Genomic DNA, 26,403 nt, shown 5'->3' with positions numbered 1-26,403 from the left:
GCACACGGTCATCCAGCCCCCGGTCCATGGGCGAGAGCGCGGGACCGGTATCTGTCCGGCGCCCGTTGAGGCAGCGCGGCTGAGCGGCCCGCTCGGCGGGCCCGCCCCCTCAGCACTCCGTCTGACGCGCCAGCCCGTAGCGCGAGCCCAGCCGGTACTCCCCGGCGCGCTCCACCGTCAGCCGGGTCCATTCGCCCTCCGGCCTCAGACACGCCCCCTGCGCCCGCAGCCACGGCGAGTACGCCACCCGTACCGTCACCGAGCCGGCCGCCGGCATGCGCACGACCAGTTCGGCCGCGTCACTGCGGACCGTCGTACCCGGCGACGACACCAGCGGTACGGGGTCCTGCACCTGGTACACCGTCCAGCCCTCGTCGCCCCACACCCGCTCCAGCCATTGCGGAGCGCTCTTCACAATGGCCGCTTCCCCCTCGGCGGGTCCGTCGATCTGCCCGTGCGGCACCACCACCAGACCCACCCCCCAGCGGTCCAGCCACTGCCGATAGGTCGACGGGTCGAGCGAACCGTCGTAGAAGAGCCGCCCCCGTTCCACATCGAGTTGACGGTTCCAGCCGCGGGCCAGGTTCACATGGGACGGAAGGACGGCGGACTCCCGGTGGTTACGCGCGGGAACGACCTCCACCCGGGTCCGATCCGCCCCCAACCGCTCCAGCGCCCCGACGACCCCAGCGGTGTTCGACGCCCAGCCAGGAACATGGGTGGAGACGACCAGATCGTCCTCGGTCTTCTCCAGCACCCAGCCGGTGTTCACGGCGAGCACCACGACAAGCGCGGCCTGGAGCGCTCCCGCAGGCCCCTGGGACACCGAGCGCAGCAGCCGGGCGAAGCCGCCCTGTGCCAGCACCGCGGCCAGCAGTACGGGCGGCCCGGCGAGGCCCGCCAGCCGTTCGACGTTGGTGCCGATCGGCGACGCGATGAAGAACGTCAGCACCACCCCGAGGCCGTAGATCCCGGCCCCGAACCGTACGGTCCGCCAGTCCTTCGGCGCTGCGAGGACGACCGCGGAGCAGACCAGCAGCGGCAGCCACAACTTCCCCGGTGACATCGGCATCTCTCCCGCGAAGGGGAAGAGCACCGTGACCGCGCCCACCACCAGCGCCGGTGGCACCACCAGGGCCACCGCCCGCCGCCACCGGCGCTCCAGCAGATATGCCGCCCCCGCCACCAGCAGAAAGAGACCGGCGACCGGGCTGGCCATCGTCGCCAGCGCGCAGAGGAACGCGGCGAGTACGGTGCGACGCAGCCAGAGCAGCGCGAGCAGGCCGATGGCGACCCCCAGCGCGAACGTCGTACGCCCGGAGGCGATATTGCACCAGATCGCCACCGCCCCCAGCAGCGCGGGCCAGAGCGGCTGTCGCACCTCGGCACGTTGGAAGATGCGGGTGAGTGCCCAGGTGCTGACGAGACCCGAGGCGACCGACACCGCCTGTACGCCAAAGGCGGCCATCAGCGGGGGAGCGAGCAGGCTGTAGTTGGCGGTGTGCATACCGCCGTACCAGGAGAGGTTGTACGCGGACCAGGGATGCCGCTCCACGAAACCGGTCCATGCCAGCTGGGCTGCGAGATCTCCCCCACCGGTGGCCAGCCACACCGCCCACAGCACATACAGCGGAACGCTCGATGCCGTCACCATGAGCGGGACGCGCCACCAAGGTGGCGCGTCCCGCTCGATGATGGTCTCTACCGGTCTGGTTACTGTCGCCTGTTCGCTAAACCCCACGTGCAAACCCTACTGTCGGGTCATCGCAGCTCCGGTCTCCCCGGTGTCGCCACCCCCGCGCCACGAACACCCGCAACCACCCCAACGGGCCCGGTCAGCCGAACCTGAACCGCAGCGCGAGAGCCGCGCTTCTCCGATGCTGACCAGGGGTCAACCCGCCTGATCGCCGTGGCGTGGACGCGCGACGGCACGGCGATCCGTGGTGGCGCCGGGGTGCGGCTCACCCCGGTGGCACCGCCGCGTACCCCCGTCCCCGCGCTGTGCGTCCCGCCGCCAACTCCAGCCGCTCACCGTGGAATCCACGACGGAACCGGCGGTCGTGCGAGACCACCACGACCGCGCCCTCATAGCTCGTCAGCGCCGCCTCCAACTCCTCGACCAGGCTCAGCGCCATATGGTTCGTCGGCTCGTCGAGGATCAGGAGGTCCACCGGCGACGCCAGCAGACGGGCCAGTTCCAGCCGTCGCCGCTGACCCACGGAGAGCGCGGCGACCGGCACGGCGAAATCCGCCTCATGGAACAGCCCGAGAGCGAGGAGCTCGGCCGCGTACTCATCGGGCATTCCAGGCCGACCTACCGCATAGGCGCCCAAAAGTGAGCGTCGGGATGGTACGGCGGGCAGCTCTTGGCGGAGATACCCCACCGTGGCCCCGGCCGGGCGGTGCACGGTGCCCGCGGTGGGCCGCAGTTCCCCCGCGAGCACCCCCAGCAGGGTGGTCTTGCCCGCGCCGTTGGGCCCTGTGACCAAGAGGCGCTGGCCCGACTCGACCCGTAGCCCGGTCAACCGCAGCCGGTCCCCCACGACGATGCCGGTCAGCTCGGCCAGCAGCCCCTGGGCGCCCGCCACCTTCGGTCGGGCCCGAAACCGCAGTGGCTCAGGCGGCGCGGGCACCGGCTCCCGCTGGAGCCGCTCCAGCCGCTGTCTGGCCGCCCTGACCTGCCCGGACAGTTTCTCCTCATGCGATCGGCGATGCTTGCCGAACCCTTCACCAGGGTCCTTGCCACTCGATGCGAGCCGCTGCCCGGCCGCCAACACCAGGGACTGGGTACGCGCCACCTCCTCCTGCCACTCCTGGTGGCGCTGCTCCCAGCCGCGGCGGGCGGCGGCCTTGGCGGTGCGATAGCCCTGCCAGCCATCGCCGTACCGGGTCACGGTGCGGGTGTCCCGGTCCACTTCGAGGATGGTGGTGGCGATGCGTTCGAGGAAGTCCCGATCGTGGGTGACGGCGATGACGGTGCCGCGATGGGTGCGGAGCCGGTCTTCGAGCCAGGCCGCTGCCTGGCCGTCGAGGTGATTGGTCGGCTCATCGAGAAGAAGCAGTTGGGGTGAGGCGGCCAGCACACAGGCGAGTGCCAGACGGGACTGCTGGCCACCGGAGAGCGTGCCGAGCTGGCGCTGTCTGCCGATACCGGACAGGCCGAGTCCATGCAGCGACGCGTCGACACGGGCGTCCGCCGTATAGCCGCCGCGCTCCTCGAAGAGGGTGAGCAGTTCCCCGTAGGCGCCGAGCGTGTCCTCGTCGGCGTCCGCGAGGGTCTGCTCGGCCTGCCGTAGCCGGTGTTCGATCGCCCGTAGCTCGGCGAGTGCGGCATCGATGGTGTCCTGCACCGTGTGGGTGGGCCCGAGTCCGAAGGTCTCGGCGACGGTCTGGGCGAGATGCCCGGTGCCGCCGGGGGCGAGCACGGTGATCTCGCCGCTGTCGGCGGGCTCCGCTCGGGCGATCAGCCGAAGGAGCGTGGACTTTCCGGAGCCGTTCTCACCGATGACCCCGGCGCGTTCTCCGGGCCGGACGGTGAGGGTCACCTGATCGAGGACCAAGCGGTCCCCGTAGGCCTTGGAGACGTCTTTGACGGACAACTGGGCGCGTTCGCGCATGATCTTTCCCTGGAGATGACACGAAGGGGTTCGGACTCAACGACGGAACGGACATCGGCGCAGGTCAACGCAGCGCGGCTAGGCGCGCTCGGACGCCGGGTCCGGGGCCGGAATCAGAGAAAGAAGTAGTACTTGTACGAACCCATGCCTCCACTGTAACCAGAGCCACCCCGCGGGGGCACCACAGAATTCGGCGCCCGGGGAAAACGGTTGGACAGTTCGACGCTGTGGCGGATGGGATGGACCACTGTCCGTCACCCGCCGGTCACCAAGTCGGTCCGGGCCCTTGGCGGTTCGCTCGACCGCGGTCCTCCCGTGCGCCCCCGTACCCGTCTACCCGTCTGATGCCTGCTGAGATGAGGAGAATCGAATGTCGACCGGTGACCGTCAGGAACCGACCATCGACACCACCCTGGTCCACAGGCTGCTCCTCTCCCAGTTCCCCCAGTGGGCGGATCTTCCCCTGAGCCCCGTCCCGACCCCCGGGATGGACAACGCGACCTTCCGGCTCGGTGATGACAAGTCCGTTCGACTGCCCCGCTACGCCCGTTGGGTGGGACAGGTGGAACGGGAGCACCGATGGCTGCCGCGACTGGCGCCGCTGCTGCCGTTCCCGAGCTCCGAGCCGCTGGCCAAGGGCGAACCCGGCGAGGGATATCCCTTCCCCTGGTCCGTCTACCGCTGGCTGGAGGGGGAACGGGCCACGGCCGACGGGCTCGCCGACGCCACTCGCGCCGCGACCGAGCTGGCCGCCTACATCAAGGCGCTCCAGTGGATCGACGCCACCGGAGGTCCCGGGCCGCAGTGGAGCAACGCGTACCGGGGGGTGCCCCTGGGGGACGAGCGGGATTCCATCGCGACACAGGCCCGGGTGCTCCCGAAGATCGCGGGGTTGGGGGATTCGGGGCTGCTCGATGTGGACGGGGTGGTGGCGGTCTGGGAAGCGGCGCTCGCGGCACCGGCCTGGCAGGGCGAACCGGTGTGGTTCCACGGCGATCTGGCACCGGGCAACCTGCTGATGACCGACGGCCAGTTGAGCGGGGTCATCGACTTCGGGACGCTCGGTGTGGGTGATCCCGCCGTGGACCTGCTGCCGGCCTGGTTGTTTCTGCCGCCAGAGGTACGAGGGGTCTTCCGGGACGCGATGGAGGTGGACGACGCGACCTGGGCACGGGGGCGGGGTTGGGCGCTGGCGTCCTCCCTGCCGGTACCGGACGATCCCTACTTCCACCGTCATCCACAGCGGGTCAGTACGGCGCTGGACCAGCTCGGTGAGCTGGTCGGCGACCTGTGAGCGGGCCGCGGCGACGGCGCTCACCGATCCGCCGCCGCCGGTCAACCGCCGGCCCTCCCACCGGCAGGGATCCGAGGGCGGGTGCCCAGGGGCCGAGCCCCGGGTGACCGTGAACCCGGTGGACCTCCGGGCTCCGGGATTTCGCCGGGGGCGCAACGCCGCTGCCTCCCCTGGGGACCGGACGCTTCCTAAGCTGGAGAAGTGAGCAGCCAGGCAGTGAACCCAGCCCGCGTCATCCCGCTGCGTACGGTCGGCCAGGCGCCGGCCGGTAGAGCGGCGGCCCCCGCCGCCAAGGAGCCGCTCTGGCGCGATGTGGTCGGGGGCGTACTCCGTCGTGAGCGGCTCGCTCAGGGACGCACGCTTCAGGGCGTCGCGGACGCCGCCCGGATCTCGATGCCGTATCTCTCGGAGCTGGAGCGGGGCCGCAAGGAGGCGTCGTCCGAAGTCCTCGCGGCAGCCGCCCAGGCGCTCGGCCTTGGTCTCGGCGATCTGCTCCTGCTTGCTCAGGACGATGTGCTCCGCCGTGCCAGGGCAGCGGACCGGGTCACTCGCCCCGGCACCGCTACCCCGCCGATCAGGAGCATCGGCTCCCGGATCGCCCCGGCCAGGAGCCAGGGAAGCGGACGGTCCGCGCACCGGGGCGAGGTCCGCCTCGCGGCCTGAGGCGGCTGTCGCAGGTCAGCGGGAGGCGGGGTGGCCAGGGTGCCCTGCGGTGGGTGGCGAATCACCCCGTCTCCTCGCGGCACGGCATGTGCCGTCCCTCGCGTATCTCAGCGCGGACGCCCTCTCATCGCGGTGCCAGCCGCCTGCTGATCACCTCGTCCGCGAGCCCGTACGCCACCGCTTCCTGTGCGGTGAACACCTTGTCCCGGTCCATGGCGGCCCGCAGCGCGGCACCCGTGTGTCCGGTGTGCCGGGCCAGGACGTCCTCCACCTGGGAGCGGATTCGCAGCATCTCCTTGGCCTGCAGGCTGAGGTCCGACACCACCCCCTGCCTGCCGCTGCTCGACGGTTGTCCCAGCAGCACCCGGGAGTGCTCCAGCACGAATCGCCGTCCGGGGTCTCCACCAGCCAGCAGTACGGCCGCGGTTGAGAGGGCCTGCCCCACACAGAACGTCGAGATGGGGGCGCGGATGAAGCTCATGGTGTCGTAGATCGCCATCAGCGAGGTGAACGAGCCACCGGGGGAGTTGAGGTAGATGGCCACCTCGGTCTCCGGGTTGGACGACTCCAGGTGGAGCAGTTGGGCGATGACCACATTGGCCACACCGTCGTCGATCTCCGTGCCGATGAAGATGATCCGTTCGGAGAGCAGCCTGCTGTAGATGTCGTAGGCGCGCTCCCCTTGGGGAGTCCGCTCGATCACGGTGGGGATCGTGTACTGGGCCATCTCAGAGTCCCATCCGTCGGCGGGTGGTGGCCGGGCGGATGCTGTCGAGAGAGGTGACGACATGGTCCACCATGCCGTAGTCCTTCGCCTGTTCCGCCGTGAACCAACGGTCACGGTCGCTGTCGCGGGAGATGGTCTCCACGCTCTGGCCGGTGTGTTCGGCGGTGATGCGTTCGATGGCCCGTTTGGTGAATTCGAGGTTCTCTGCCTGGATCGCGATATCGGCCGCGGTTCCGCCGATGCCCGCGGACGGTTGGTGCATCATGATCCGCGCGTTGGGCAGGGCGCCGCGCTTACCCGCAGTCCCCACCGAGAGCAGGAACTGCCCCATGCTCGCGGCGAACCCCATGGCGAGGGTGGAGACGTCGTTGGGGATCAACCGAAGGGTGTCGTAGATCGCGAGCCCCGCGGTCACCGACCCGCCCGGGCTGTTGATGTAGAGGGCGATATCGGTCTCCGGGTCCTCCGCGGAGAGCAGCAGCAACTGGGCGCAGACCCGGTTCGCTGACACCTCGTCCACCTGGGTGCCGAGGAAGATGATCCGCCGCCCGAGCAGTTGGGCGCCGAGATGGTCATCGAAAGGGGTGTTCGGGGTGTCCTCGTCGCCGGCTCGTGGAGCTCGGTCGTGGACTTGCGGGAAGACGACTGACGGCATGGAGCCTCCTGGTGATGAGCGGCTTTCCGTAGCCGCACTCACCACTGTCGGCGCGCTGATGGGGCTCCGTCAGTCTTCTTGGCCCGTGGCAGATTAGCTGAGAGCAGAGCTCGTCCCGGTGGCCCGGCGGTGCACCGTGATGAGCGGGGTACGGGGGCGGATCTCCGAGCGGGGACCCCGCTGCCCCTGCCCGCCCGGGCTGTGTCACAGCTGGAGGGCCCCGTGCTCCGGCCAGACGGTGACGGGCTCACCGGACGTCGAGTAGAGCTCCAGCAGCGAGAGGTAGCCGTCCTGGGTGAACACCATCACTCCGGCGTCCTCGGGTACGGAGTACCCGGCTTCCACCGCCGGGTTCTCCGTCACGGGCGCCGCTTTCGCCGCCGTTCGGTCCACGGCGAGGTCGACCGTCACACAGCCACACCCGCATCGGCTGCTGACCCGCGTGTGCGCGATCTGCGCCCGCAGGGCCGCGCGTACCGGATCATCGCCGATGAGCAGTGCGCGCAGCGTCGCCGCCGCGCCCGCGGAGAGCGCTTCAGCCATCCGCCTTCGCGACGCCGATCGGGCAGCTCACGCCGGTGCCGCCGATGCCGCAGTAACCCGTCGGGTTCTTGTCGAGGTACTGCTGGTGGTAGGCCTCCGCCGGATAGAAGGGCAGGCCCTCCTCCGGGAGGATCTCCGTGGTGATCGTGCCGTATCCCGAGCCCGCCAGGACCTGCTGGTAGGCATCGCGCGACCGGGCCGCTGCCGTGGCCTGCGCCGGGGAGTGGGTGTAGATCGCCGAGCGGTACTGGGTGCCCACGTCATTGCCCTGGCGGAAGCCCTGGGTGGGGTCGTGGTTCTCCCAGAAGACCTTCAGGAGCTGCTCATAGGAGACCACTGACGGGTCGAAGACCACACGTACCGCTTCCGTGTGACCTGTCTGGCCCGAGCAGGCCTCCTCATACGTGGGATGGGGAGTGATACCGCCCTGGTAGCCGACCAGGGTCGTCCAGACACCCGGGGTCTGCCAGAACTTGCGCTCCGCACCCCAGAAACAGCCCAGGCCGAAGTCCGCGACCTCCAGACCCTCCGGGTAGGGGCCCACCAGCGGATTGCCCAGCACCGTATGCCGGGAGGGGACCGCGAAGGTCGGCTCGGGGCTTCCCTTGAGGGCCTGGTCCGGGGTGGGCAGCTGGGCGGGGCGACGGGACAGGAACATAGGGGGCTCCTTGAGATTGCTTGACCTATGGACCAACGTACAAAAGGGGCCTCACATTCCCCAGGGCGCCTGAGCACGGGCGCCCTGCGGCCGCGAGGGTCAGGGCACCAGCAGCCCCCGCAGGGGCCCGGTGTCCGAGGGTTCCGCGACCGCCGCGTCCAGGGCCTTTGAGAGCAGCTCGTGCCCGCCGGGCGGAAGCTGTAGTTCGGCCGGTTGCGACCATGACATCCGCCAGTGCGCCCGACCCGACACCACGAATTCCCCGGCCGTCAGACAGAGCAGCCCCCTGCGCACTCCCGCGGCGCCGTCCTCCGCTGGCAGCAAGGCGATGAGCTCGGCGAGGGCGCCCCGGTCCAGGGCGTCCAGCAGGGAGCGCAACGAGGGCTCACCCGTCAGTTGCGCCGTTGCTCCGCGTAGTGGTTCTGCCTGCGCCGCGTAGTGGGTGGACATGGCGAGGTGGACCAGCTCGGGCCACTCCGTACGGCGCAGCCGCCGTGCCTCGGGGGTCAGCACCAGGTCCTCGACGGCGCCCAGCGCCGCCGTGGAGGAGACCAACAGCTCCAGTGCGGGCCGTGCCGGCTCCTCGGGTCGGTGGTCCGGGGGCAGGGCCTCGATCCGGGCCACCCGCTCGGCCATGGGCGGATGCGAGTCATAGGGGGACGTCGGTTCTTCGGGGAGGTTGCGGCGCAGTTCGGCCAGCTCGCTGTCGCGCGCCGCGAGCAGATGGCGTACGCCGGCGAGGATCTCGCCCCGCGGGGGCAGTAGCCCGGCGTCGACGCCGAGCGTCGCGTAGGACTCCAGGTAGAAGTCATGGGCGGAGTCGAGCACCGGGATCTCCCGCAGCGCGGACGCGGTCGCATCGCGACCCGCCGCCCGGACCGCCGCCAGATCCGCCGCGAGTTCCTGCCGCCGTGAGCCGGCTTCGGTGCTCCGGAAGTAGAACTGCGCGTACGCCTTGTAGATCTTCGCCATCGTCCGGTAGGTGAATCCCACCCCGGTGGTGTCGATCGCCTTGGGCTTGCGCCCCTTGGCGACGGCCTTCGCCGCGCGCTTCTCCAACTTGGCCCGGAACTTGGCGACCTTCTTGGACTCCCGCTCCTCGAAGTGCTCGATGGTTCGCAGTATCTGTAGTCGACCCCGTAGCGCGATGCCCCCGAGGCGGGTGTCCGCGTTGACGTAGTGGCCCAACTCATGGGCGAGCACCGCCCGTAGTTGCGCCTCGCTCAGTCCGGTCATCAGCGGCAGCCCGATGTAGAGCCGGCGGACACCGCCCACCAGTCCCAGGAAGCGGGCGTTCTCGGAGACGGACGCGTTCATGTCGGCGGTCAGCCGGATCTCGTCCGGGGGGCGGGTGCCGACCGACGCGGCGAGTTCCCGCACCGTCGCCCAGAGCCTGGGCTCGTGCGCCTCGCCGACCGGTAGGCCCTCGCCCTTGTCCCGCGGGATGCGGAGCATGAACATCCCGCGCACGATCGGTATCGCCAGCAGCGCGCTGACGATGTACAGCTTGAAGAACACCGCGCTGTGGGTGGTGAGCGTCGCGACCCAGTCGATGGCGATCAGCACGGCCAGCATGAGCAGGCCGAGCAGGTAGAAGCCGGCCAGCAGGGCGAGCGCCCGTAGCGCTCGCAGAGTTGCACCCATCGGGCACTCCCCCAGACATGGAGACATCAGGGACCGTGTCCGCGATGGGACGGTAGTGATGCGGACATGACTGTGTGACGTGGGGGGAAATTGGGAGTATTACCTGACTCGGCCTCAGCGGCAAATCTCTGAGTGATAGTTCCGGTGATGGCCGAAACACCCTTGGCGCGCAGGGCCGTGGAGCTACCTCCAGGGCCCCTCGCGCGCGCCTTCGGCTAGTTCGACAGCGTGGCCGGGCTGCCGCCGTTGGCCTCGTAGCCCGCGACCGCCAGATTCCTGTACACCGTGTACTCCGCGGCCGGATCCGAGCTCTCGGTCCACGGCACCGCCCCCACATGCCCATCCACCCGCACCAACTGGCTCATCGCCTCGGCCCATCGCTGCGAACGGACGAGGAAGAGTACCAGCAGATGGCGTGCGTGGGCCAGCATCGGGTCGTCGGCGCGCGCCGAGTGCACCGCGTACAGAGCGCCGTCCATCGCCTTGGACACCACCGCGGTCTGGTAGAAGCCCTGCACCATCACCAGATCCGGCATGTGCTCGTACACGGCGAAGAGCGGCAGCGCCGCGAGGAGCGAGCCGTGCGGTGCGCGGGCCGCGGCCGTGGTCGCGAAGTGGTCCGCCTCCTCACGGCTGCCGTGCCACTTCTCGCTCCAGTACCGCAGGGCCGCCAGATGGGCGCCCATATGCTCCGGAGCCCGGTCGATCACCTTGGCCCACACCTGGTCGAACCGCTCGTGCGGATAGCCCAGACCACGGGCGATGGCGAGTTCCACGATGTACGGGACGGGGTCCCCCGGTGCGAGGAGCGCCGCGCCCTCGGCGACCGTACGGGCCTCTTCGAGGATGATCCGGAAGTCGTCGGTGCCCGGGGCTGAGGACCGCCAGGCCTGCTGGACCAGGAACTCCGCGTGCACCTGGGCACCGCCCGCGTCCTTGGGGGACTCCGCACGCCAGGCCCGCAACCAGGCCCCGCCCACACCGGGCTTCTCCTGGAGCTCCAACGACGCGGCTCCGGCGAAGGCCTGCACCCGCTGCCAGCGCACCTCGCCGTCCCTGGCGGTCCCGGCGAGCAACTGGGCCGCCGCCCGCCAGTCCTGGGTGCGCTGGACGACATCGAGCACATCGAGAAGATCCTGGTCAGGGCCGGGGAGCCGGATATCGAGCTCCTCCTGGCGCAGGAACCCGTATGTCTGCGGATCAGCGGCATCGGGTGAACCGGGCGCCACCTGATAGATGCCGCCGCGGCGGCGGCGCATGACATAAGGACCGATGATCGCGGCCAGCATGCCCATCGCGATCAGGAACCACAGAATCTCCATGACGCCATTGTCCAGGACTGCCCCGCAAACAAGCCACGCCGAGGTCGGCGCCCGCGCAAGCCCGCCAGCTGCGCACTCCGCCCGCGCTCCAGCCGCGCCCGTGGACGGTAGCCACGTCACCTCCCCGGCCGGACTACCCTCTGTGTGCATGAGCCACCAGTACAGCTCCCAGAACCTCGAAACCCTCGCCATTCACGCCGGCAACACCGCCGACCCGCTGACCGGCGCGGTCGTCCCGCCCATCTACCAGGTCTCGACCTACAAGCAGGACGGCGTCGGCGGACTGCGCGGCGGGTACGAGTACAGCCGTAGCGCCAACCCGACCCGTACCGCGTTGGAGGAGAACCTCGCGGCGCTGGAAGGCGGTCGGCGCGGACTCGCCTTCGCGTCCGGGCTCGCGGCCGAGGACTGCCTGCTGCGGACGCTCCTCGAACCCGGCGACCATGTGGTGATTCCCAATGACGCCTACGGCGGCACCTTCCGGCTCTTCGCCAAGGTCGTGGCCCGCTGGGGCGTCGAATGGTCGGTGGCGGACACCTCCGACCCCGCCCAGGTGCGCGCCGCTCTCACCGACAAGACCAAGCTGATCTGGGTCGAGACGCCCTCCAACCCCCTGCTCGGCATCACCGACATCGCCGCTCTCGCGGAGGTCGCCCGCAACTCCAGCGCCCGGCTGGTGGTGGACAACACCTTCGCCAGCCCCTATCTCCAGCAGCCCATCGCCCTGGGCGCCGACCTCGTGGTGCACTCCCTCACCAAGTACATGGGCGGCCACTCCGATGTGGTCGGCGGCGCCCTGGTGGCCGCGGACGCCGAGGTCGGCGAGGAGTTGGCCTACCACCAGAACGCCATGGGAGCGATCGCCGGTCCGTTCGACTCCTGGCTGGTGCTGCGCGGGATCAAGACCCTGCCGGTCCGCATGGACCGGCACAGCGAGAACGCCGGCCGGGTCGCCGAGATGCTGACCCGGCACCCGAAGGTCAGCGAGGTGCTCTACCCGGGGCTGCCCGATCACCCGGGCCATGAGGTCGCCGCGAAGCAGATGAAGGCCTTCGGCGGAATGGTCTCCTTCCGGGTCGAAGGCGGCGAGGAGGCGGCCGTGGAGGTCTGCAACCGCGCCCGGCTCTTCACCCTCGGTGAGTCACTCGGTGGGGTGGAGTCACTGATCGAGCATCCGGGCCGGATGACCCACGCCTCGGTGGCGGGTTCCGCCCTTGAGGTACCAGCTGACCTGGTGCGGCTCTCGGTCGGTCTGGAGGCGATCGACGATCTGCTGGCCGATCTCCAGCAGGCACTCGGGCGTTAGCCGACCGCCCGTACGGCCTCTGTGCCGCTCCTACGGCTTTCCACGAAGTGAGCCGGCGACCCTTCACGGGCGCCGGCTCAGACGTGGTCCCCTCGGTGGTGAAGTGTCACACCGGTGCCGCCAACCGGGCGGCTACGCTCGGTGATCGCTGGTCCACCCGAGCGGTAGGTCAAGCCGGGACCTTCTCGTCCACCAGCGTGGCACGGACCTGCTCCCTCAGTTCGGGGGAGTCCTCATGGCTGTGCACGGACACCGCGTGTTCCGTTGCTGCCCGGACGACCTCTTCTTCCTCACCCGCGATGGTGAGGGTGCAGTTCATCTCGCTGGGGAATGTGCGGCAGTCAGCGACTTTCCTGGTCATGGCGACCTCCTTGGAGCTGTCGGTACACCGCAGGTCCCAGCCTAGTTCCGCAGCGGATATATCTGGGCAAACACCGCGTAATGATGACGTGCGCTGACGGTGTCACCAGTCATCCACCGGGGGCGTCGTCTTCGCCGGAGGCATGTCCCAGGGCTGCGCCACCGCCATCCACACCGTGAACACCAGCACCAGCGCGACCAGCAGCAACCATCCCGATCCGCGCACCACGCGCCGCCGACGCAGCAGCCGAGCGCCTCGGGCGGCAGCCCGCAGGGAGAGACCAGCGGGGATGGGCGCCGGGCGGGTCTCCAGCATCCGACGGACCTCGATCTCCATACGGCTCGGGCGCGTCATGGCCCCGGCTCCGAAGACCCCTGCGCCGGGCCGCCCCCAGCAGTGCGGAGCGGCCCACCGGACGGCCGTGATCTTCTGGTGGCGCACAGTGCCGCGACCGAGCGGCGACAGACCGTACGCACCCGCTCCACCGGCAGCCCCATCAGCGCCGCCGTCTGCTCCTCGGCGACTTGCTCGTACAGCCGCAACACCACCACCAACCGCTCCTGCGGGGTGAGTTGGGCCAGCACTCCGCCGTCCGTACGCTGCCGGCGCCAGGAGACACGGGCGAAACGGGTGGCCAGTTCCTGGCGGGTGCGGTTGTAAGGATCTTCGCCGCGTAGCCGATCCCACTCCACGTATGTCTGCGCCAGCGCGGCCGTCAGCAGCCGCTGGGCGCGCGGATTGGCGTCGGGAGTCTCGGCCGTCAGCAGGGTGGCGGCATGGAGCAGCCGCCCAGCCGCGCCCGTGACAAACGCCTCGAACTCCCGGGCGCGGCGATCCGCCAGTGCCGACCGCCGCTCGCTCACGTCCTCATATAGAGGCAGCCGTACGGCCGTGGTCAAGAGGTCGGCGCGGCACTTCGTGCACCTACGCGAGGAGCCTGGACACCGGGGTTGTGGTGTTGGAGGTCCGTGCGATGGCTTTGCGGAGTGGTACGAGCCGGTGAAGCCGTACCCGTCCGGTGCAGTGGTACCCGTTCCGGGCGATGTGGTGCGGACGGGTCTGCGTCGGTGGAACCGTACGAGCCGAAGAAGCCGTATGGGTTCGTACCCTTGAGGACGGTCGCCCCGAGGAGCCTGCTGAGTTGGACGGGCCTAGGGGCGTTTGGGCGCATCACGCCGGACGCGATGTGTTGTGACGCCGGGCGTGGGGTGTCCTATGACACCGTCGGCGGATTCTGTGCGCTGATCGAGGGCAGTCCGGCCACCCCCTGGTCGATCGGTGACATCCCTGTCTGACGGTCCGAGAGCGCGGTGTTGAAACGGGTGAGCAGGGTGCAGAACGACTCTCGCTCCGACTCCGTCCAACCGTCCGTGACCTGCGCCATCAGCTCTCGACGCGAGCTGCGGACCTCTTCGAGGCGAGCCTGACCGCGAGGGGAGAGCTGTAGTACGACGGCCCTGCCGTCCTCCGGGTGTGAGGTGCGTTTCACCAGGCCGGTGTCGACCAGCGGTGCGACTTGGCGGGTGACGGTCGATGAGTCGATGCCCATCCCTGCTGCGAGTGCTTTCACACCCATCGGACCCTCCCGGTCAAGCCGGTTGAGCAGCAGATAGGCGGCACGGTCCATGGAATTGCGGACCTGGCCGACCCCGCCGAGCCGGGTCTGCTCCGCGCGACGTGCGAAGAGGGCGACCTGGTGCTGGAGAGCATCGAGGAGGCCAGGTTCGAGATGAGTCGTCATGTCCTGAGAAGTGGGCATGGCCAGGGGGCTCTCTCGTGCGGTGGTCGATTGGTGGGGGACAGAGTACGCGGCCCTGGGGCGGTGCGTACCGGGCCTGGGAAAACCCATAACAAGCGGTTCGGGAGTGGCTTCGCCGGGCGGCCGTGCCGCGTGTGAGCTGCGAGACTTGGCGTCATGACCTTCAGCAGGCCTGACACCTTTCGCCCCGTCATCCTCGACGATGTCCGTGGGGCCCAGAAGATGCTCTCCGGTGTCGCGCGCGTTACCGCTATGGAGGGCAGCAGGCATCTGTCACAGCTGGTGGGCGCCCCGGTCCACTTCAAGTGCGAGAACCTCCAGCGCACCGGCTCCTTCAAGCTGCGCGGCGCCTACGTGCGGATAGCGGGACTGCGCCCGGAGGAACGCGCCGCGGGCGTCGTCGCCGCGTCCGCCGGAAACCACGCCCAGGGGGTGGCCCTGGCCTCCTCCCTGCTCGGAGTGCGCTCGACCGTCTTCATGCCGGTGGGGGCACCGCTCCCCAAGGTGGCGGCGACACAGGAGTACGGCGCTGATGTGAGGCTCTACGGGCAGGTCGTCGACGAGACCATGGCCGCCGCGCAGGAGTACGCCGACGAGACGGGCGCGGTCTTCATCCACCCCTTTGACCACCCGGACATCATCGCCGGGCAGGGCACGGTGGGCCTGGAGATCCTGGGGCAGTGCCCCGAGGTGCGCACGATCGTCGTCGGTATCGGCGGCGGCGGACTCGCGGCCGGCATCGCGGTCGCGGTGAAGGCGGTGCGGCCCGACGTACGCGTGGTCGGGGTACAGGCCGAGGGCGCCGCCGCCTACCCGCCCTCCCTGGCCGCGGGCCACCCCGTCTCGATAGACACGCCGGTGACCATGGCCGACGGGATCAAGGTGGGCCGCCCCGGAGACGTGCCGTTCCACATCATCAACGAGCTCGTCGACGAGGTCCGCACGGTCTCCGAGGACGCCCTGTCCAGCGCGCTGCTGCTCTGCCTGGAACGAGCGAAGCTCGTCGTCGAGCCGGCCGGAGCATCTCCGGTGGCCGCCCTGCTGAGCGATCCCAAGAGCTTCCGCGGTCCGGTGGTCGCCATCCTGTCCGGTGGCAATGTGGACCCCCTGCTGATGCAGCGCATACTGCGCCACGGAATGGCCGCCGCCGGCCGCTACCTCTCCCTGCGCCTGCGCCTGACCGACCGCCCGGGCGCCCTGGCCGCCCTCCTCGGTTCCCTGTCGGTGCTGGACGCCAACGTCCTCGACGTGAGCCATGTCCGCACCGACCCGCGCCTTGGGCTCACGGAGGTGGAGGTGGAACTCCAACTGGAGACCAAGGGGCCTGAGCACTGCGACGAGGTCGCGGCGGCACTGCGGGGTGCGGGGTACACGGTGGTGGGGTGAGGGCCCCTCGCCGGTGGTGTTCGGGGCCGCGCTGACGACTGGGGCACCTGGGCAGGCCGGTTTCGCGGTGACGACCGGCGGGCTCGGAGCAGGTCCCGTCGTGGTGGTGACCGGCGGGCTCAGGCAGGCTCGATCTCCGCCATGAGGAGGCGCAGGGTCAGCGAGTGCTTCTCCGGAGGAAGCGCGTTGAGTGCCGCACGGGCGTAGGTCGCGCCTCCTCTCCTGTCGCCGGACTTCGCCATCATCAGTCCCCGATGCATCTCCAGGTGTGTTGCGAACCGGGGGAGCGCGCGGGGAAGGTCCGCCCTCGCGGCATCCTGTGCGTCAACCGCCGCAGTCTCATCGCCCAGGCGAGCGGCGAGAAGCGAGACGAAGACATTCATGCGCCACCAGGGAACGGCGTAGTCAGATGTCTGCTCGTATGACCCCGCCTGCTCAAAGACCCGAAGCCCCTGGTCCAGCAGACGTCGTGCGGTCTGAGAGTCGCCCCGGACGGCCGCCGCGTGAGCCTTGCCCATCAGGGCGTTCAAGAGCCCCAGGGATGGCTGGTCACTGATCGCCACGGCCTGATCCGCGAACAGGTCGGCGACACCGAGCGAGGCACCCTCGTACCCAAGGGCGATCGCCGCCCGCCCCCGGACCCAGACCCGAGTCTGATCGTCTGCCGACTGATCAGCGGCTGCGGCAGCGAGCCGATACCAGCTCACCGCCTTCGCTCCGTCATTTCCGGGGAACGTCTTCGCGTACAGGGTCATAAGCCGGGCCGCGACAGACCACAACCGGGGCTCGTCCAACTGCTGCTGCACGAGGACGAGCTCGCCCGCCACCCGCCGTTGAATGTCCTCAGCGCCAAGGCTCATGTATTCCGTGCCATAGGTGGAGAGCTTCTCCTCCCACTCCTCAACGGAAGGCCCGCCTTTGAGCCTGGCGGAAAACCCGGTGCTCAGCAGATCTGAGGCCACCACGGGGGCTATGGCGGTGGCCGCCACATCGGACAGGAAAGTACGACGCTTCACTTCACCCTCAAGGACAGCTAGGGGCACGTCCAGGACGGCCGAAAGACACCGGAGATAGAAGGGGCCTGGTGCCACCTTGGAACGCTCCCAGCGGCTGACGTACTCCCGTGTGAGGGACGTTCCGAACGCGATATTGATTTCATCCGCGAGTCGTCCCTGTGACCATCCTCGCGCTTTGCGTAGGTCCCTGGTCAATGCCCCAATGCCCATTGGTTCATCTTGCCCATGGGCCGGTTCGGCTCGATGCCTGCCACGGGCCCTGGGCCACCCTCACACCGCAACACGCCAGGGACCGGCACACCCCCTTCCATGACGAGCACCTGCCCCCATTCCGCCCCTATGTGCGACTCCGCACCACCCGGCGCACTCTCATCTACGCACCCCAGGGTGTGTACCTCCTCACCGACTCGCCACGACGGCCCGCAAGGGCTCGGCTGGGCGGGCTTTCCGAAGAGATCGAACGCGAAAGAAACGGGGGCAGGATCGACGTATGAAGCCATGGATTCTGAGTGAGTGCGACCACAAATGGGTTGGTTGGAGCGGAAAGAACCGGTGTCGCAAGTGTGGTGTGACCCAAGGCTAGAAACTGAGCGGACAGGGCGCATCGGACGTCGGTGTCCCCTCGCACTTGGAGAGGCAAGCAATGTCTGAACGCGTCGGTTGGGATGCCCTCCCCGGGGGATTGCGGCAAGCGGTAGAAGCGCGCACGGGGGAGGTGATCGAGTCGGAGGTCGTTACTGAAGGGCTGAACTGCTCAACGGCGTTGGTTCTGCACACCCAACGCAACGGGCGATTCTTCCTCAAGGGAGTACGCGAATCCCAACTGGACGAGGTCGCCGCACTCCGGATGGAAGAGCTGATCAATCCCACGGTGCGGGGCATCGCGGCGACCATTCGGCACAGTGCGCGGGCGGCGGGTTGGTACTGCCTTGTCTTCGCCCATCTCGACGGCCGGCACGCCGACTTAAGTACGGGTGAGGACCTTGCGGCGATCGGCTGGACCCTTCGGCTGATGCACTGTCTGCGCGTCCCTGACTTCCCCGTACCGCCCCTGGTGGAGCGGTACGCCGGCTATCTGGAGCCGGGGGAGAAGGAGTTGTTGAGCGGGGGACATCTGCTGCACACCGATACCAATCCGCATAACCTCATGATCGGTAGCCGTGGGGGGAGTGCGTATGTCATCGACTGGGCCATGCCCGCGTTGGGCCCGGTCTGGGTCGATGCCGCCTACACGGCAGTGCGACTCATGGAGTGTGACCAGACACCGGAGTCGGCCCGGCAGTGGCTGGCGAGCTTCCCCGCGTGGAGGCAGGCGGACCCCAGGGCCGTGAAGGCACTGGTGGAGGTCACCTGCCGGCATTGGTCCGACAAGGTGGGGGAGTCAGGGGCGGCGGGCAGCAATGCCCGGTTTCGACACCTGCTTGAGTTTCCCCATGAGCCGCCGAATGGCCTCTGAGCAGAGCAGATAGCGCTATCGGGCGTGATGCGAGGGGGCGCTGCTCTTTGCTTGCGGATCGGCTGGGCGGGCGCCGCACGGCCCAGGTGCCGATCGAGACAACAGAGAGTGTCGCTATCTGTGACGCTCTGATTTCTGAGGGTGATCATTGCGGGTAGGGTGTCGGGGGCTATCTCCGGCACATCAAAGAGAGGCCCTGATGAGCACTCCTCACACCGATGGCGATCTGCTGCCGACTGAGTCTTCTGAAGCGTCCCAAGTGGCGCTGCTGACCTTGAGCGTGTTGTCCGACTCGCTGCCAGAGGGTAAGGCGCTGACCGTGGACCCCGCCGCGGTCGACCTGAGTCAGCCGGTCATCATCAAGGAAGGCGTGGAGTACCAGATCGCCATCACCTTCCGCGTGGACCACGGCATCGCATCGGGCCTGCGGTACGCGCATGTGGTGAAGCGGGCCGGGCTCAGGATCGACAAGGTGGACCAACCTCTGGGCTCCTACGGCCCGTTGCCTGACCCGTACACGAAGCGGCTCGGAGTCGAGGAGGCCCCGTCAGGATTGATGGCCCGTGCGGGCAGCTATGTCGTCAGCTCGCGTATCAGTGGTGATGACGGCACGGTTCACGCTGACTTCAAGTGGTCGTACAAGTTGGCGACGGAGTGGTGAGGCGAACCCTCCGCGCTCCGGGCCGAGCCTGAGGCGCAGTCAGCGGGGGCGTGCGCGGGCGAGGTGCGAGGTCATGCGCCGCTCGCTGGACACCCTGGTGGGTGAGGGGGAGTAACGCGGACGGCGGGCCGGTGTACCCAGGTACCCGGCCCGCCGTCGTTTTCGCGAAGAGGTTGGCCGTCCGCGGTGGACGAAGCACGGAAGGGGGAGGCCGACTCCTTCCGTCTCACCGGCGAGCGATCGTGCGGGCTCGCCGAAACCCAATGGCGCCGTGCTGTCGGTGCGCCTACTGTCCTCCCTGTGCGGATGGTCCGCGTCCCACCCCTCGGTAGGTGAACGGTGCGCCGGCGGGCCGGTCGGCTCCGGTCGGTCATCCGGCCGGATGCGTTCGTCGGGGCGAAGGCGGTCGCGAACCCCGATTCCGCTTGCCGTGCTTCGGCGATCTGGCGACAGCGCTGATCGGCGGTCTCGACTGAGTCGCCCCCAACCGGCTTGCGCGCCCGCGTTGTGACCTCGCAGAGGCAGCGCCTTTCGGCCAAGGCCACTCTGAGTGAGGGCAGCGGGCCGTGCCTGAGATGGGTGTGGGTGTCGCGTACATGAAGCTGCGATGTATCGCGATAGCTCTTGAGATTCGCGATTTATATCGCGATACTGTCGACGTCTCATCGCGACATCAGTGGGCGTGGGATAGATCATGATGTGTCCGTAGTAACCGCATATAAAGGGCTACTCGATACGGGTCCGCACCCCGGCACCGACGCCCGAACCACCTGCCACCATGGGAGTTCCCTATGCCAGGCGCGATTTACGCCGAAGGACTGGTCAAGACCTTCGGTGAGGTCAGGGCCTTGGACGGCGTCGATCTCGACGTCCCTGAAGGCACGGTTCTTGGACTTCTCGGCCCCAATGGCGCCGGCAAGACCACGGCCGTGCGAGTTCTGACCACCCTGCTTCAGCCTGACAGCGGCAAGGCCGTTGTGAATGGCATCGATGTCCTCAAGCACCCCAATGAAGTCCGCCGATCCATCGGTCTGTCCGGCCAGTTCGCCGCCGTCGACGAGTATCTGACGGGTCGCGAAAACCTCCAGATGGTCGGCCAGCTCTACCAAATGAGCGGTCGGGATGCCAAGAAGCGAGCCGTTGAGCTGCTGGATCGCTTCAATCTCACCGATGCCGCCGACCGACCCGCCAAGACCTACTCCGGCGGTATGCGCCGCCGACTCGACCTCGCCGCCGCGCTGGTGGTCTCCCCGCCCGTGATGTTCATGGACGAGCCGACCACCGGTCTCGACCCCCGCAACAGGCAGCAGCTGTGGGAGGTCATCCAGGAACTGGTCAGGGGCGGTACGACGCTGCTGCTGACCACGCAGTACCTGGAGGAGGCCGACCATCTCGCCGACACCATCTGCGTGGTCGACCACGGCAAGGTGATCGCCCGTGGCACCGCCGATGAGCTCAAGGCCAGGACCGGTGGCGAGCGGGTCGAGGTCGTGGTGCACCAGCGCGATCAGATCGCTCCCGCCACCGAGGTGCTGAGGGGCTTCGGCAAGGGCGAAGTCGCCGTTGCCGAGCACACACGCAAGCTCACCGTCCCGGTCACCGGTGGCGCCAAGCTGCTGGCCGAGGTCATCCGCGACCTGGACGCCAGGGGCGTGGAGATCGACGACATCGGTCTGCGCCGACCGACTCTCGACGATGTCTTTATCTCGCTCACCGGCCATGCCGCCGAGGCGGCGGCGGAAGAGGCCGAGGACGCGGCCCGTCCCGGTGGCCAGGGCGGCCGCGGATCCCAGAAGGAGAAGACGAAGTGACCACGACCACGGAGGCCGTCAATCTCACGGCCCCGCTGCCCCGGGGCGGCATCGTTCAATCGGTGCGGGACTCGCTGGTCATCGCCAAGCGGAATCTGCTCAGGATGACCCGAATTCCCGAAGTCATCATCTTCGGCATGATCCAGCCGGTCATGTTCGTGGTGCTGTTCAGCTATGTGTTCGGCGGTTCGGTGAGCGTCGGCGGCAACACCAGCGCCGTGGAGTACCGCAACTTCCTGATGGCGGGCATCTTCGCGCAGACGGTCACCTTCGCCACGGCCGGATCCGGCGCCGGCATCGCCGACGACATGCACAAGGGACTGATCGACCGGTTCCGCTCGCTTCCCATGTCGCGGGGGGCCGTCCTCACCGGACGTACGCTCGCGGACCTCGTCCAGACCGCCCTCACCATCGTCGTGCTGGTGATCGTCGCCCTGCTGGTGGGCTGGCGCATCCATGAGGGCATCCCCAAGGCGCTGGCCGCCTTCGGTCTGCTACTGCTGCTGGGATACGCGTTCTCCTGGATCGGCGCGCTGATCGGGCTCTCGGTCCGAACGCCTGAGGCTGCCACCTCCGGCGGGCTGATCTGGCTCTTCCCGGTCACCTTTGTCTCGAACGCGTTTGTGGACTCCAGCCAGATGACCCCCTGGCTCCGCCATATCGCCGACTGGAACCCCTTCAGCGCCACGGTCCAAGCCTGCCGTGAGCTGTTCGGCAACCCCGGGGTCTCCCAGTCCGACGCCTGGCCCATGCAGTACCCGGTGTGGGCCTCGCTGATCTGGTCCATCGTCATCATCGTGCTCTTCCGCACCTTGGCGGTGCGCAAGTACCGCTCGGCCGCTGGCTGAGCCCGGCCGGGGCGACACCGCACGGAACAGGGCCGGATCGCCTCATGCGATCCGGCCCTGACTCTGTCCGATCGGCGCCCGGCCCGATGGCCCGGCGCCCGGCGACGCTCGCGGGCCGCCTTCGTATCCGCTGGTTGCGGGCGTTCGGCCCGTACCGCGTCCGTGCGCGGTCAGCGCTGGTGTCATCAGCCGCCGTAGGGCTTGGCCGCCAGGATCGTCACGGAGGCCGCCTTGCCGTTCGGCAGCTCGTACGCGGCCGTGTCGCCGACCTTCTTGCCGCTCACACCCCTGCCGAGCGGGGACTGCGGGGAGTAGGTCTCGATGTCGGAGCTGGCGTACTCACGCGAAGCCATCAGGAAGGTCAGGGTGTCGTCGTCATCGCCGTCGAAGGCGATCGTCACCACCATGCCGGGCTCCACGATGCCGTCGTCGGCCGGCGCCTCGCCGACCTTCGCCGTGTCCAGGAGCTGGGTCAGCTGGCGCACCCGGAGCTCCTGCTTGCCCTGCTCCTCCTTGGCAGCGTGGTACCCGCCGTTCTCCTTCAGGTCCCCCTCCTCACGCGCAGCCTCGATCTTCTTGGCGATCTCGACGCGCGCGGGACCAGACAGGTACGCCAGCTCGGCCTTGAGCTGGTTGTACGCCTCCTGGGTGAGCCAGGTGACGTTTTCGCTGGTCTGGGTCACAGGTGCTCCTCGTAGGTACTGGGAATACAAAGCAACGCCCTACCCAGAAGGATGTGCCTTCCTGGGTGGGCGAAACCACGAGCCTAACAATTTCGCGGCGTAAGGGGGAGAACAAAAGCCCTCAGACATACATCGGTGCAGGTCAGTGCGGGAATCCGGCCGGCGGCGTCAAGATTCTCCGCAGCCGTTACCGCGTTTTCGCGATCAGGGCGGCACCGAAGCCGCCCGGCCCGGCCGATCAGAGCGCCCCCGGGCCCCAGCGGGCCGGACTGATGTCACACGGCCATCAGGCGTCACACGGATGGCCTGGATGGGAGAACGCGACAGGCGTCCGGTCTCCTACCGGCGCACCGCTGTCCGGCCGTGCGGCGCTACTCGCTGGTGCACTGGGCCAGCTCCGCGCTGGTCGCCAGGGACGTCGTACGGATCTTGACCACCTGGTCGATCCTGGCCTTGCCGTCGTCCACCGCCACTTCGAGACGGCCCACCTCGCCGCCGTCCTCGGCCCGCGAACGCACGGTGCAGGTGCCCTTCGCCGAAGCGTCCTTACGGATCTCCAGATGCACCTGGACCTCGGAGTCCGACACCACCGAGAACTTGATCACCTCGGCGCTGATCTTCTGACCCGCTATGTAGTCATAGCCGAACCAGCCGACCATCCCGATGAACCCGACGCCCAGGACCGCTCCTAGGATCTTGAGCTTGCGGTCGGCGCGCTGGTCTGCCGAGCGCCCGTATCGGCCCTCGGGAAGCTGCTCGCGCACGGCGGTCATGGTCTTTCCTCCAGGACTGGGGGACGCCGGAATTTTCCCTCCCCCGATTCGGTCACTATAGAAGCCCCCTTCGGCTTCATGACCGGCACCCTGCATGACGTCCGGGCGGCGGAAGTCCTGCCGGACGGTACAGACCATTTGCGACGCATCACGACGAATCACTGAGGATCGAGTCTTGACTGAGCAGCTGCGGCTGATGGCCGTTCACGCCCACCCCGACGACGAGTCGAGCAAGGGCGCGGCCACGATGGCCAAGTATGTGTCCGAGGGGGTGGATGTGCTGGTCGTGACCTGCACCGGAGGCGAGCGCGGTTCCATCCTCAACCCCAAGCTCGTGGGTGACAAGTACATCGAAGAGAACATTCACGACGTCCGTAAGAAGGAGATGGACGAGGCCCGCGAGATTCTGGGCGTCGAGCAGGAGTGGCTGGGGTTCGTTGACTCGGGTCTCCCCGAGGGCGACCCGCTGCCGCCGTTGCCCGAGGGCTGCTTCGCACTGGAGGACGTGGAGAGCGCCGCCGGCCGGCTGGTGCGATCCATCCGCTCGTTCCGTCCCCAGGTGATCACCACCTACGACGAGAACGGCGGCTATCCCCACCCCGACCACATCATGACCCACAAGATCACCATGGTGGCCTTCGAGGGGGCGGCGGACAGCGAGCGCTTCCCCGAGTCCGAGTTCGGGCCGATCTGGCAGCCGCTCAAGCTCTACTACAACCAGGGCTTCAACCGGCCGCGTACGGTCGCTCTGCACGAGGCGCTGCTGGCGCGCGGCCTGGAGTCCCCGTACGGGGAGTGGCTGGAGCGCTGGAGTGAGTTCGAGCACGTTGAGCGGACGCTGACCACGCACGTTCCGTGCGCGGAGTTCTTTGAGATCCGGGACAAGGCGCTGATCGCGCACGCCACCCAGATCGACCCGGAAGGCGGCTGGTTCCGGGTTCCGCTGGACCTTCAGAAGGACGTCTGGCCGACCGAGGAGTACGAGCTGGTGAAGTCTCTGGTCGATACCTCCCTCCCCGAGGACGACCTCTTCGCGGGCATCCGCGACAATGCCTGATATGAGCGCAAGCGCAAACCTCGCAATGACGCACGCGGCCACCCTTGCCAAGGAGCTCGACGAGAACAAGGTCACCCCCGGTGTCCTCGGGTTCCTGGTCTTCGCGGCGCTGGCCGTCGGCGTCTGGTTCCTGATGAAGTCCATGAACCGACACATGGGGCAGATCGACTTCGAAGAGGCTCCAGACCCCAAGGCGGAGCAGTCCCCCCGGACCAGCGGCGCCTGACCAGCGGCCGCTGACCCGACAGCCGAGCCGCGCCGCCCCCGGTGACGGCAGGTCGGGGTGCGGGTCCGCGATCGCCCTGGGTGATTACGGTCAGTGACCGAGCGGTGGTAGCGGTCCGTCAGGGAGAGCAGCGACCGTGCTGCCCTGGCGCAGCCGGCCGGGAGACGGGCCTCAGCGGCCCCTTCCGGCTGTGAAGACCGCTCCTGCCGCGATGACGGTCCCACCGGGACGACCGGCATGGATGCGATGACCGGTCCGGATGCGGCGTCCAGGCGGGCGGCACCGGTCTCTCCAGCACCGGTGCTGGAGAGACCGGTGAGGGAAAGAGACGATCGGCCGATCGTCGGTGTTCGCTCGCCACCGCCCACCGCCCACCGGTAGCGGTGATCACTGTTCGTATGAGGTGATCAGTGAGCGGCGCATGATCTTCCCGGTGGATGTCTTGGGCAGATCGGGGACGAAGCGGATCAGACGCGGTCGCTTGTAGGCCGCGAGACGGTCCCCGGCGAAGGCGATGAGCTCTTCGGCCGTGGTGTCCGCGCCCTGGACCCGTACGACATAGGCACAGGCCAGTTCGCCCTTCACCGGGTCGGGCACCGGGCCGACAGCCACCATGGCGACCGCTGGATGCTCGGCGAGTATCCGTTCGATCTCCGCGGGATAGACGTTGTAGCCACCCGTGATCACCATGTCCTTGCGGCGGTCGACGACGAAGACATGCCCGGTGGCGTCCATGGTCGCGATGTCGCCGGTGCGCAGCCAGCCGTCCGGGCTGATCGCCTCCGCCGTGGCCTCGGGGTTTCGGTGGTAGCCGAGCATCACGATCGGGCCGCGGACCAGCAGCTCACCCGGTACCCCGGTGGGGGCGCCGCGGGTGGTGTCGGCGAGGTCGGCGATCCGTATCTCGACCCCGGGCAGTGAGACGCCGATGGACCCTGGTACCGCGGGTGCGTGGGGGCTGTGGGTGGTGCCCAGGCCCGAAATCTCCGTCATTCCCCAGAGCTCGATCAGCGGGGCCCCGCTGCGGGCTTCCCATCGCTCGATCGTCGCCGTGGGGATGGTCTGGCCGCCGACCGTACAGCGGGTCAGGGACGTCAGGTCCGCCTCGGTCAGCGCCGGGTCGGCGAGCATCGTCGCGTACATCGTCGGGACCCCCTCGAAGAGGGTCGCTCGGTGTTCGCCGATCAGTCGGAGCGCGGCGGCTGGGGCGAAGCGTTCCATCAGGACGACGGTGCCGCCGACGAGGAAGGTCCCGTTGATCACGACATTGCCGTACACATGCGGGGCGGGAAGCGCGGTGAGGACCGTGTCGTGTTCGGTCCGGGCGTGCATGGTCGCGGTCAGGGCGCAGTTGAGCAGTACCGCGCGATGGCTCTGCACCGCGCCCTTGGGGTGGCCGGTGGTGCCCGAGGTGTAGCCGATGGTGCAGGGCAGATCGGGGTCCACGGCGAACTGCGGTTCCGGGGCTTCGGTGGCGATCAGTTCGTCGAAGTCGAGCGCGCCGGAGGCCGGGCCGCCGAAGGAGACGACGGTGTGGAGCTCGGGTAGGTCCCCGGTCAGTTCGGCCACGGCGGTGGCCTGTGCGGCCGAGGTGAAGACCGCCGCCGCCCCGCAGTCCTTGAGGACGAAGGCGAGTTCCTCGGTGGTGAGCATGACATTGACGGGGTTGACGGTCGCGCCCGCTCTCAGGGCGCCGTGGTAGGCCGCGATCCACTCCCAGCGGTTCTGCGCGTACAGCGACACCGTCTGGCCCGGGCCGACCCCACGGGCGGCGAGTGCGGCGGCCACCCGGCCGGCCGCGGTGTCGAGTTCGGTGTAGCTGAGCGTACGGTCGGCCGTGATCAGCGCGGTCTTGGCGTCGAACCGGGCTGCCGCCCGGCGCAGGATGTCTCCGGGTCCCTTCACGGGGTCCTCCATCGGTGTCTGGAGCACGGGCG

26 protein-coding genes are annotated in these 26,403 nt (G+C 68.6%); 10 read left to right on the top strand and 16 right to left on the bottom strand.

Annotation, left to right across the window (positions count from 1 at the left end):
• Positions 1-109 precede the first annotated feature (109 nt).
• Both NBG84_RS13370 and abc-f read right to left on the bottom strand, forming a co-directional pair.
• The gene (locus NBG84_RS13370) at positions 110-1,654 is read right to left on the bottom strand and encodes a glycosyltransferase family 87 protein (RefSeq protein ID WP_250919757.1); all 1,545 of its coding nucleotides are present in this window, start codon (positions 1,652-1,654) and stop codon (positions 110-112) included.
• A gap of 307 nt (positions 1,655-1,961) precedes the next feature.
• Positions 1,962-3,617: a ribosomal protection-like ABC-F family protein gene (gene abc-f / locus NBG84_RS13365; protein ID WP_250919611.1), complete on the bottom strand. Its 1,656-nt coding sequence runs from the start codon at positions 3,615-3,617 to the stop codon at positions 1,962-1,964.
• A gap of 370 nt (positions 3,618-3,987) precedes the next feature.
• On the opposite strand from abc-f, the gene NBG84_RS13360 reads away from it, so the two are divergent.
• A complete protein-coding gene (locus tag NBG84_RS13360) occupies positions 3,988-4,911 on the top strand; it encodes an aminoglycoside phosphotransferase family protein (protein WP_250919610.1) in 924 nt (307 codons plus the stop codon).
• A 201-nt stretch (positions 4,912-5,112) separates the two neighbouring features.
• Positions 5,113-5,574, top strand: coding sequence for a helix-turn-helix domain-containing protein (locus NBG84_RS13355; protein WP_250919609.1), 462 nt, complete (start codon positions 5,113-5,115; stop codon positions 5,572-5,574).
• Positions 5,575-5,698: 124 nt separating this feature from the next.
• Here NBG84_RS13355 and NBG84_RS13350 read toward each other — a convergent pair whose 3' ends face one another.
• From NBG84_RS13350 to NBG84_RS13325, 6 genes are all read right to left on the bottom strand, one after another.
• The gene (locus tag NBG84_RS13350; protein WP_250919608.1) at positions 5,699-6,301 is read right to left on the bottom strand and encodes a ClpP family protease; all 603 of its coding nucleotides are present in this window, start codon (positions 6,299-6,301) and stop codon (positions 5,699-5,701) included.
• Between the two features lies 1 nt (position 6,302).
• On the bottom strand, positions 6,303-6,956 hold the full coding sequence (locus tag NBG84_RS13345) for a ClpP family protease (RefSeq protein ID WP_250919607.1): 654 nt from the start codon (positions 6,954-6,956) through the stop codon (positions 6,303-6,305).
• 204 nt (positions 6,957-7,160) lie between these two features.
• Complete coding sequence (locus tag NBG84_RS13340; RefSeq protein WP_250919606.1) at positions 7,161-7,499, bottom strand: hypothetical protein; 339 nt, start codon at positions 7,497-7,499, stop codon at positions 7,161-7,163.
• Positions 7,492-8,157 carry a peptide-methionine (S)-S-oxide reductase MsrA gene (gene msrA, locus NBG84_RS13335; RefSeq protein ID WP_250919605.1) on the bottom strand — a complete coding sequence of 222 codons (666 nt, stop codon included), beginning with the start codon at positions 8,155-8,157 and terminating at the stop codon, positions 7,492-7,494. The genes NBG84_RS13340 and msrA overlap by 8 nt, the downstream gene beginning before the upstream one ends.
• Before the next feature lie 99 nt (positions 8,158-8,256).
• Complete coding sequence (locus tag NBG84_RS13330) at positions 8,257-9,801, bottom strand: M48 family metallopeptidase (protein WP_250919604.1); 1,545 nt, start codon at positions 9,799-9,801, stop codon at positions 8,257-8,259.
• A 215-nt stretch (positions 9,802-10,016) separates the two neighbouring features.
• The gene (locus NBG84_RS13325) at positions 10,017-11,123 is read right to left on the bottom strand and encodes a hypothetical protein (RefSeq protein WP_250919603.1); all 1,107 of its coding nucleotides are present in this window, start codon (positions 11,121-11,123) and stop codon (positions 10,017-10,019) included.
• Positions 11,124-11,271: 148 nt separating this feature from the next.
• Between NBG84_RS13325 and NBG84_RS13320 the strand changes: the two genes are divergently transcribed.
• The gene (locus NBG84_RS13320; protein ID WP_250919602.1) at positions 11,272-12,429 is read left to right on the top strand and encodes a cystathionine gamma-synthase; all 1,158 of its coding nucleotides are present in this window, start codon (positions 11,272-11,274) and stop codon (positions 12,427-12,429) included.
• Positions 12,430-12,598: 169 nt separating this feature from the next.
• Here the strand turns inward: NBG84_RS13320 and NBG84_RS13315 are convergent, their stop codons facing one another.
• The 4 genes from NBG84_RS13315 to NBG84_RS13300 all read right to left on the bottom strand — a co-directional run bounded on the left by NBG84_RS13315 (position 12,599) and on the right by NBG84_RS13300 (position 14,549).
• Positions 12,599-12,790, bottom strand: coding sequence for a DUF1059 domain-containing protein (locus NBG84_RS13315; RefSeq protein WP_250919601.1), 192 nt, complete (start codon positions 12,788-12,790; stop codon positions 12,599-12,601).
• A gap of 102 nt (positions 12,791-12,892) precedes the next feature.
• Positions 12,893-13,144, bottom strand: coding sequence for a hypothetical protein (locus tag NBG84_RS13310; protein WP_250919600.1), 252 nt, complete (start codon positions 13,142-13,144; stop codon positions 12,893-12,895).
• Positions 13,141-13,653 (bottom strand): sigma factor-like helix-turn-helix DNA-binding protein, encoded by a 513-nt coding sequence (locus NBG84_RS13305; RefSeq protein WP_250919599.1) that lies wholly within the window; start codon positions 13,651-13,653, stop codon positions 13,141-13,143. The genes NBG84_RS13310 and NBG84_RS13305 overlap by 4 nt, the downstream gene beginning before the upstream one ends.
• Positions 13,654-14,003: 350 nt before the next feature.
• Positions 14,004-14,549, bottom strand: a complete 546-nt coding sequence (locus tag NBG84_RS13300; RefSeq protein ID WP_250919598.1) for a MarR family winged helix-turn-helix transcriptional regulator — start codon at positions 14,547-14,549, stop codon at positions 14,004-14,006.
• Positions 14,550-14,705: 156 nt separating this feature from the next.
• Between NBG84_RS13300 and ilvA the strand changes: the two genes are divergently transcribed.
• Complete coding sequence (ilvA, locus tag NBG84_RS13295) at positions 14,706-15,935, top strand: threonine ammonia-lyase (RefSeq protein WP_250919597.1); 1,230 nt, start codon at positions 14,706-14,708, stop codon at positions 15,933-15,935.
• Between the two features lie 119 nt (positions 15,936-16,054).
• Here ilvA and NBG84_RS13290 read toward each other — a convergent pair whose 3' ends face one another.
• Positions 16,055-17,161, bottom strand: a complete 1,107-nt coding sequence (locus NBG84_RS13290; RefSeq protein ID WP_250919596.1) for a helix-turn-helix domain-containing protein — start codon at positions 17,159-17,161, stop codon at positions 16,055-16,057.
• Positions 17,162-17,594: 433 nt separating this feature from the next.
• Between NBG84_RS13290 and NBG84_RS13285 the strand changes: the two genes are divergently transcribed.
• The 4 genes from NBG84_RS13285 (at position 17,595) to NBG84_RS13270 (ending at position 21,727) form a co-directional block, all read left to right on the top strand.
• Positions 17,595-18,407 (top strand): phosphotransferase, encoded by an 813-nt coding sequence (locus tag NBG84_RS13285; RefSeq protein ID WP_250919595.1) that lies wholly within the window; start codon positions 17,595-17,597, stop codon positions 18,405-18,407.
• 199 nt (positions 18,408-18,606) lie between these two features.
• Positions 18,607-19,068, top strand: a complete 462-nt coding sequence (locus NBG84_RS13280) for a rho GDP-dissociation inhibitor (protein WP_250919594.1) — start codon at positions 18,607-18,609, stop codon at positions 19,066-19,068.
• Between the two features lie 791 nt (positions 19,069-19,859).
• Complete coding sequence (locus tag NBG84_RS13275; protein WP_250919593.1) at positions 19,860-20,879, top strand: ATP-binding cassette domain-containing protein; 1,020 nt, start codon at positions 19,860-19,862, stop codon at positions 20,877-20,879.
• Entirely contained in the window at positions 20,876-21,727 is an 852-nt protein-coding gene (locus NBG84_RS13270; protein ID WP_250919592.1) for an ABC transporter permease, read from the top strand. The genes NBG84_RS13275 and NBG84_RS13270 overlap by 4 nt, the downstream gene beginning before the upstream one ends.
• A gap of 185 nt (positions 21,728-21,912) precedes the next feature.
• On the opposite strand, the gene greA is transcribed toward NBG84_RS13270, so the two are convergent.
• Positions 21,913-22,410: a transcription elongation factor GreA gene (gene greA / locus NBG84_RS13265; protein WP_250919591.1), complete on the bottom strand. Its 498-nt coding sequence runs from the start codon at positions 22,408-22,410 to the stop codon at positions 21,913-21,915.
• Between the two features lie 371 nt (positions 22,411-22,781).
• Complete coding sequence (locus NBG84_RS13260; RefSeq protein ID WP_250919590.1) at positions 22,782-23,183, bottom strand: DUF4307 domain-containing protein; 402 nt, start codon at positions 23,181-23,183, stop codon at positions 22,782-22,784.
• A gap of 175 nt (positions 23,184-23,358) precedes the next feature.
• On the opposite strand from NBG84_RS13260, the gene mca reads away from it, so the two are divergent.
• Both mca and NBG84_RS13250 read left to right on the top strand, forming a co-directional pair.
• Positions 23,359-24,240, top strand: coding sequence for a mycothiol conjugate amidase Mca (mca, locus tag NBG84_RS13255; protein WP_250919589.1), 882 nt, complete (start codon positions 23,359-23,361; stop codon positions 24,238-24,240).
• Positions 24,233-24,466 (top strand): hypothetical protein, encoded by a 234-nt coding sequence (locus NBG84_RS13250; protein ID WP_250919588.1) that lies wholly within the window; start codon positions 24,233-24,235, stop codon positions 24,464-24,466. Before mca ends, NBG84_RS13250 begins: the two co-directional genes overlap by 8 nt.
• 387 nt (positions 24,467-24,853) lie before the next feature.
• On the opposite strand, the gene NBG84_RS13245 is transcribed toward NBG84_RS13250, so the two are convergent.
• On the bottom strand, positions 24,854-26,371 hold the full coding sequence (locus NBG84_RS13245; protein ID WP_250919587.1) for a class I adenylate-forming enzyme family protein: 1,518 nt from the start codon (positions 26,369-26,371) through the stop codon (positions 24,854-24,856).
• Positions 26,372-26,403 lie beyond the last annotated feature (32 nt).

Source organism: Streptomyces albipurpureus (assembly GCF_023701525.1).
Classification (GTDB): Bacteria; Actinomycetota; Actinomycetes; order Streptomycetales; family Streptomycetaceae; genus Streptomyces; species Streptomyces albipurpureus.
Note: the sequence above shows the minus strand (reverse complement) of the source record. Positions and strands in the feature narration are given on the sequence as shown.

What these genes read in the sequence shown, in the direction of transcription:
- NBG84_RS13370 (WP_250919757.1), bottom strand. Translation starts at nt 1,654, where the DNA reads ATGGTGACGGCATCGAGCGTTCCGCTGTATGTGCTGTGGGCGGTGTGG.
- abc-f (WP_250919611.1), bottom strand. Translation starts at nt 3,617, where the DNA reads ATGCGCGAACGCGCCCAGTTGTCCGTCAAAGACGTCTCCAAGGCCTAC.
- NBG84_RS13360 (WP_250919610.1), top strand. Translation starts at nt 3,988, where the DNA reads ATGTCGACCGGTGACCGTCAGGAACCGACCATCGACACCACCCTGGTC.
- NBG84_RS13350 (WP_250919608.1), bottom strand. Translation starts at nt 6,301, where the DNA reads ATGGCCCAGTACACGATCCCCACCGTGATCGAGCGGACTCCCCAAGGG.
- NBG84_RS13345 (WP_250919607.1), bottom strand. Translation starts at nt 6,956, where the DNA reads ATGCCGTCAGTCGTCTTCCCGCAAGTCCACGACCGAGCTCCACGAGCC.
- NBG84_RS13340 (WP_250919606.1), bottom strand. Translation starts at nt 7,499, where the DNA reads ATGGCTGAAGCGCTCTCCGCGGGCGCGGCGGCGACGCTGCGCGCACTG.
- msrA (WP_250919605.1), bottom strand. Translation starts at nt 8,157, where the DNA reads ATGTTCCTGTCCCGTCGCCCCGCCCAGCTGCCCACCCCGGACCAGGCC.
- NBG84_RS13330 (WP_250919604.1), bottom strand. Translation starts at nt 9,801, where the DNA reads ATGGGTGCAACTCTGCGAGCGCTACGGGCGCTCGCCCTGCTGGCCGGC.
- NBG84_RS13325 (WP_250919603.1), bottom strand. Translation starts at nt 11,123, where the DNA reads ATGGAGATTCTGTGGTTCCTGATCGCGATGGGCATGCTGGCCGCGATC.
- NBG84_RS13320 (WP_250919602.1), top strand. Translation starts at nt 11,272, where the DNA reads ATGAGCCACCAGTACAGCTCCCAGAACCTCGAAACCCTCGCCATTCAC.
- NBG84_RS13315 (WP_250919601.1), bottom strand. Translation starts at nt 12,790, where the DNA reads ATGACCAGGAAAGTCGCTGACTGCCGCACATTCCCCAGCGAGATGAAC.
- NBG84_RS13310 (WP_250919600.1), bottom strand. Translation starts at nt 13,144, where the DNA reads ATGACGCGCCCGAGCCGTATGGAGATCGAGGTCCGTCGGATGCTGGAG.
- NBG84_RS13300 (WP_250919598.1), bottom strand. Translation starts at nt 14,549, where the DNA reads ATGCCCACTTCTCAGGACATGACGACTCATCTCGAACCTGGCCTCCTC.
- ilvA (WP_250919597.1), top strand. Translation starts at nt 14,706, where the DNA reads ATGACCTTCAGCAGGCCTGACACCTTTCGCCCCGTCATCCTCGACGAT.
- NBG84_RS13290 (WP_250919596.1), bottom strand. Translation starts at nt 17,161, where the DNA reads ATGGGCATTGGGGCATTGACCAGGGACCTACGCAAAGCGCGAGGATGG.
- NBG84_RS13285 (WP_250919595.1), top strand. Translation starts at nt 17,595, where the DNA reads ATGTCTGAACGCGTCGGTTGGGATGCCCTCCCCGGGGGATTGCGGCAA.
- NBG84_RS13280 (WP_250919594.1), top strand. Translation starts at nt 18,607, where the DNA reads ATGAGCACTCCTCACACCGATGGCGATCTGCTGCCGACTGAGTCTTCT.
- NBG84_RS13275 (WP_250919593.1), top strand. Translation starts at nt 19,860, where the DNA reads ATGCCAGGCGCGATTTACGCCGAAGGACTGGTCAAGACCTTCGGTGAG.
- NBG84_RS13260 (WP_250919590.1), bottom strand. Translation starts at nt 23,183, where the DNA reads ATGACCGCCGTGCGCGAGCAGCTTCCCGAGGGCCGATACGGGCGCTCG.
- NBG84_RS13250 (WP_250919588.1), top strand. Translation starts at nt 24,233, where the DNA reads ATGCCTGATATGAGCGCAAGCGCAAACCTCGCAATGACGCACGCGGCC.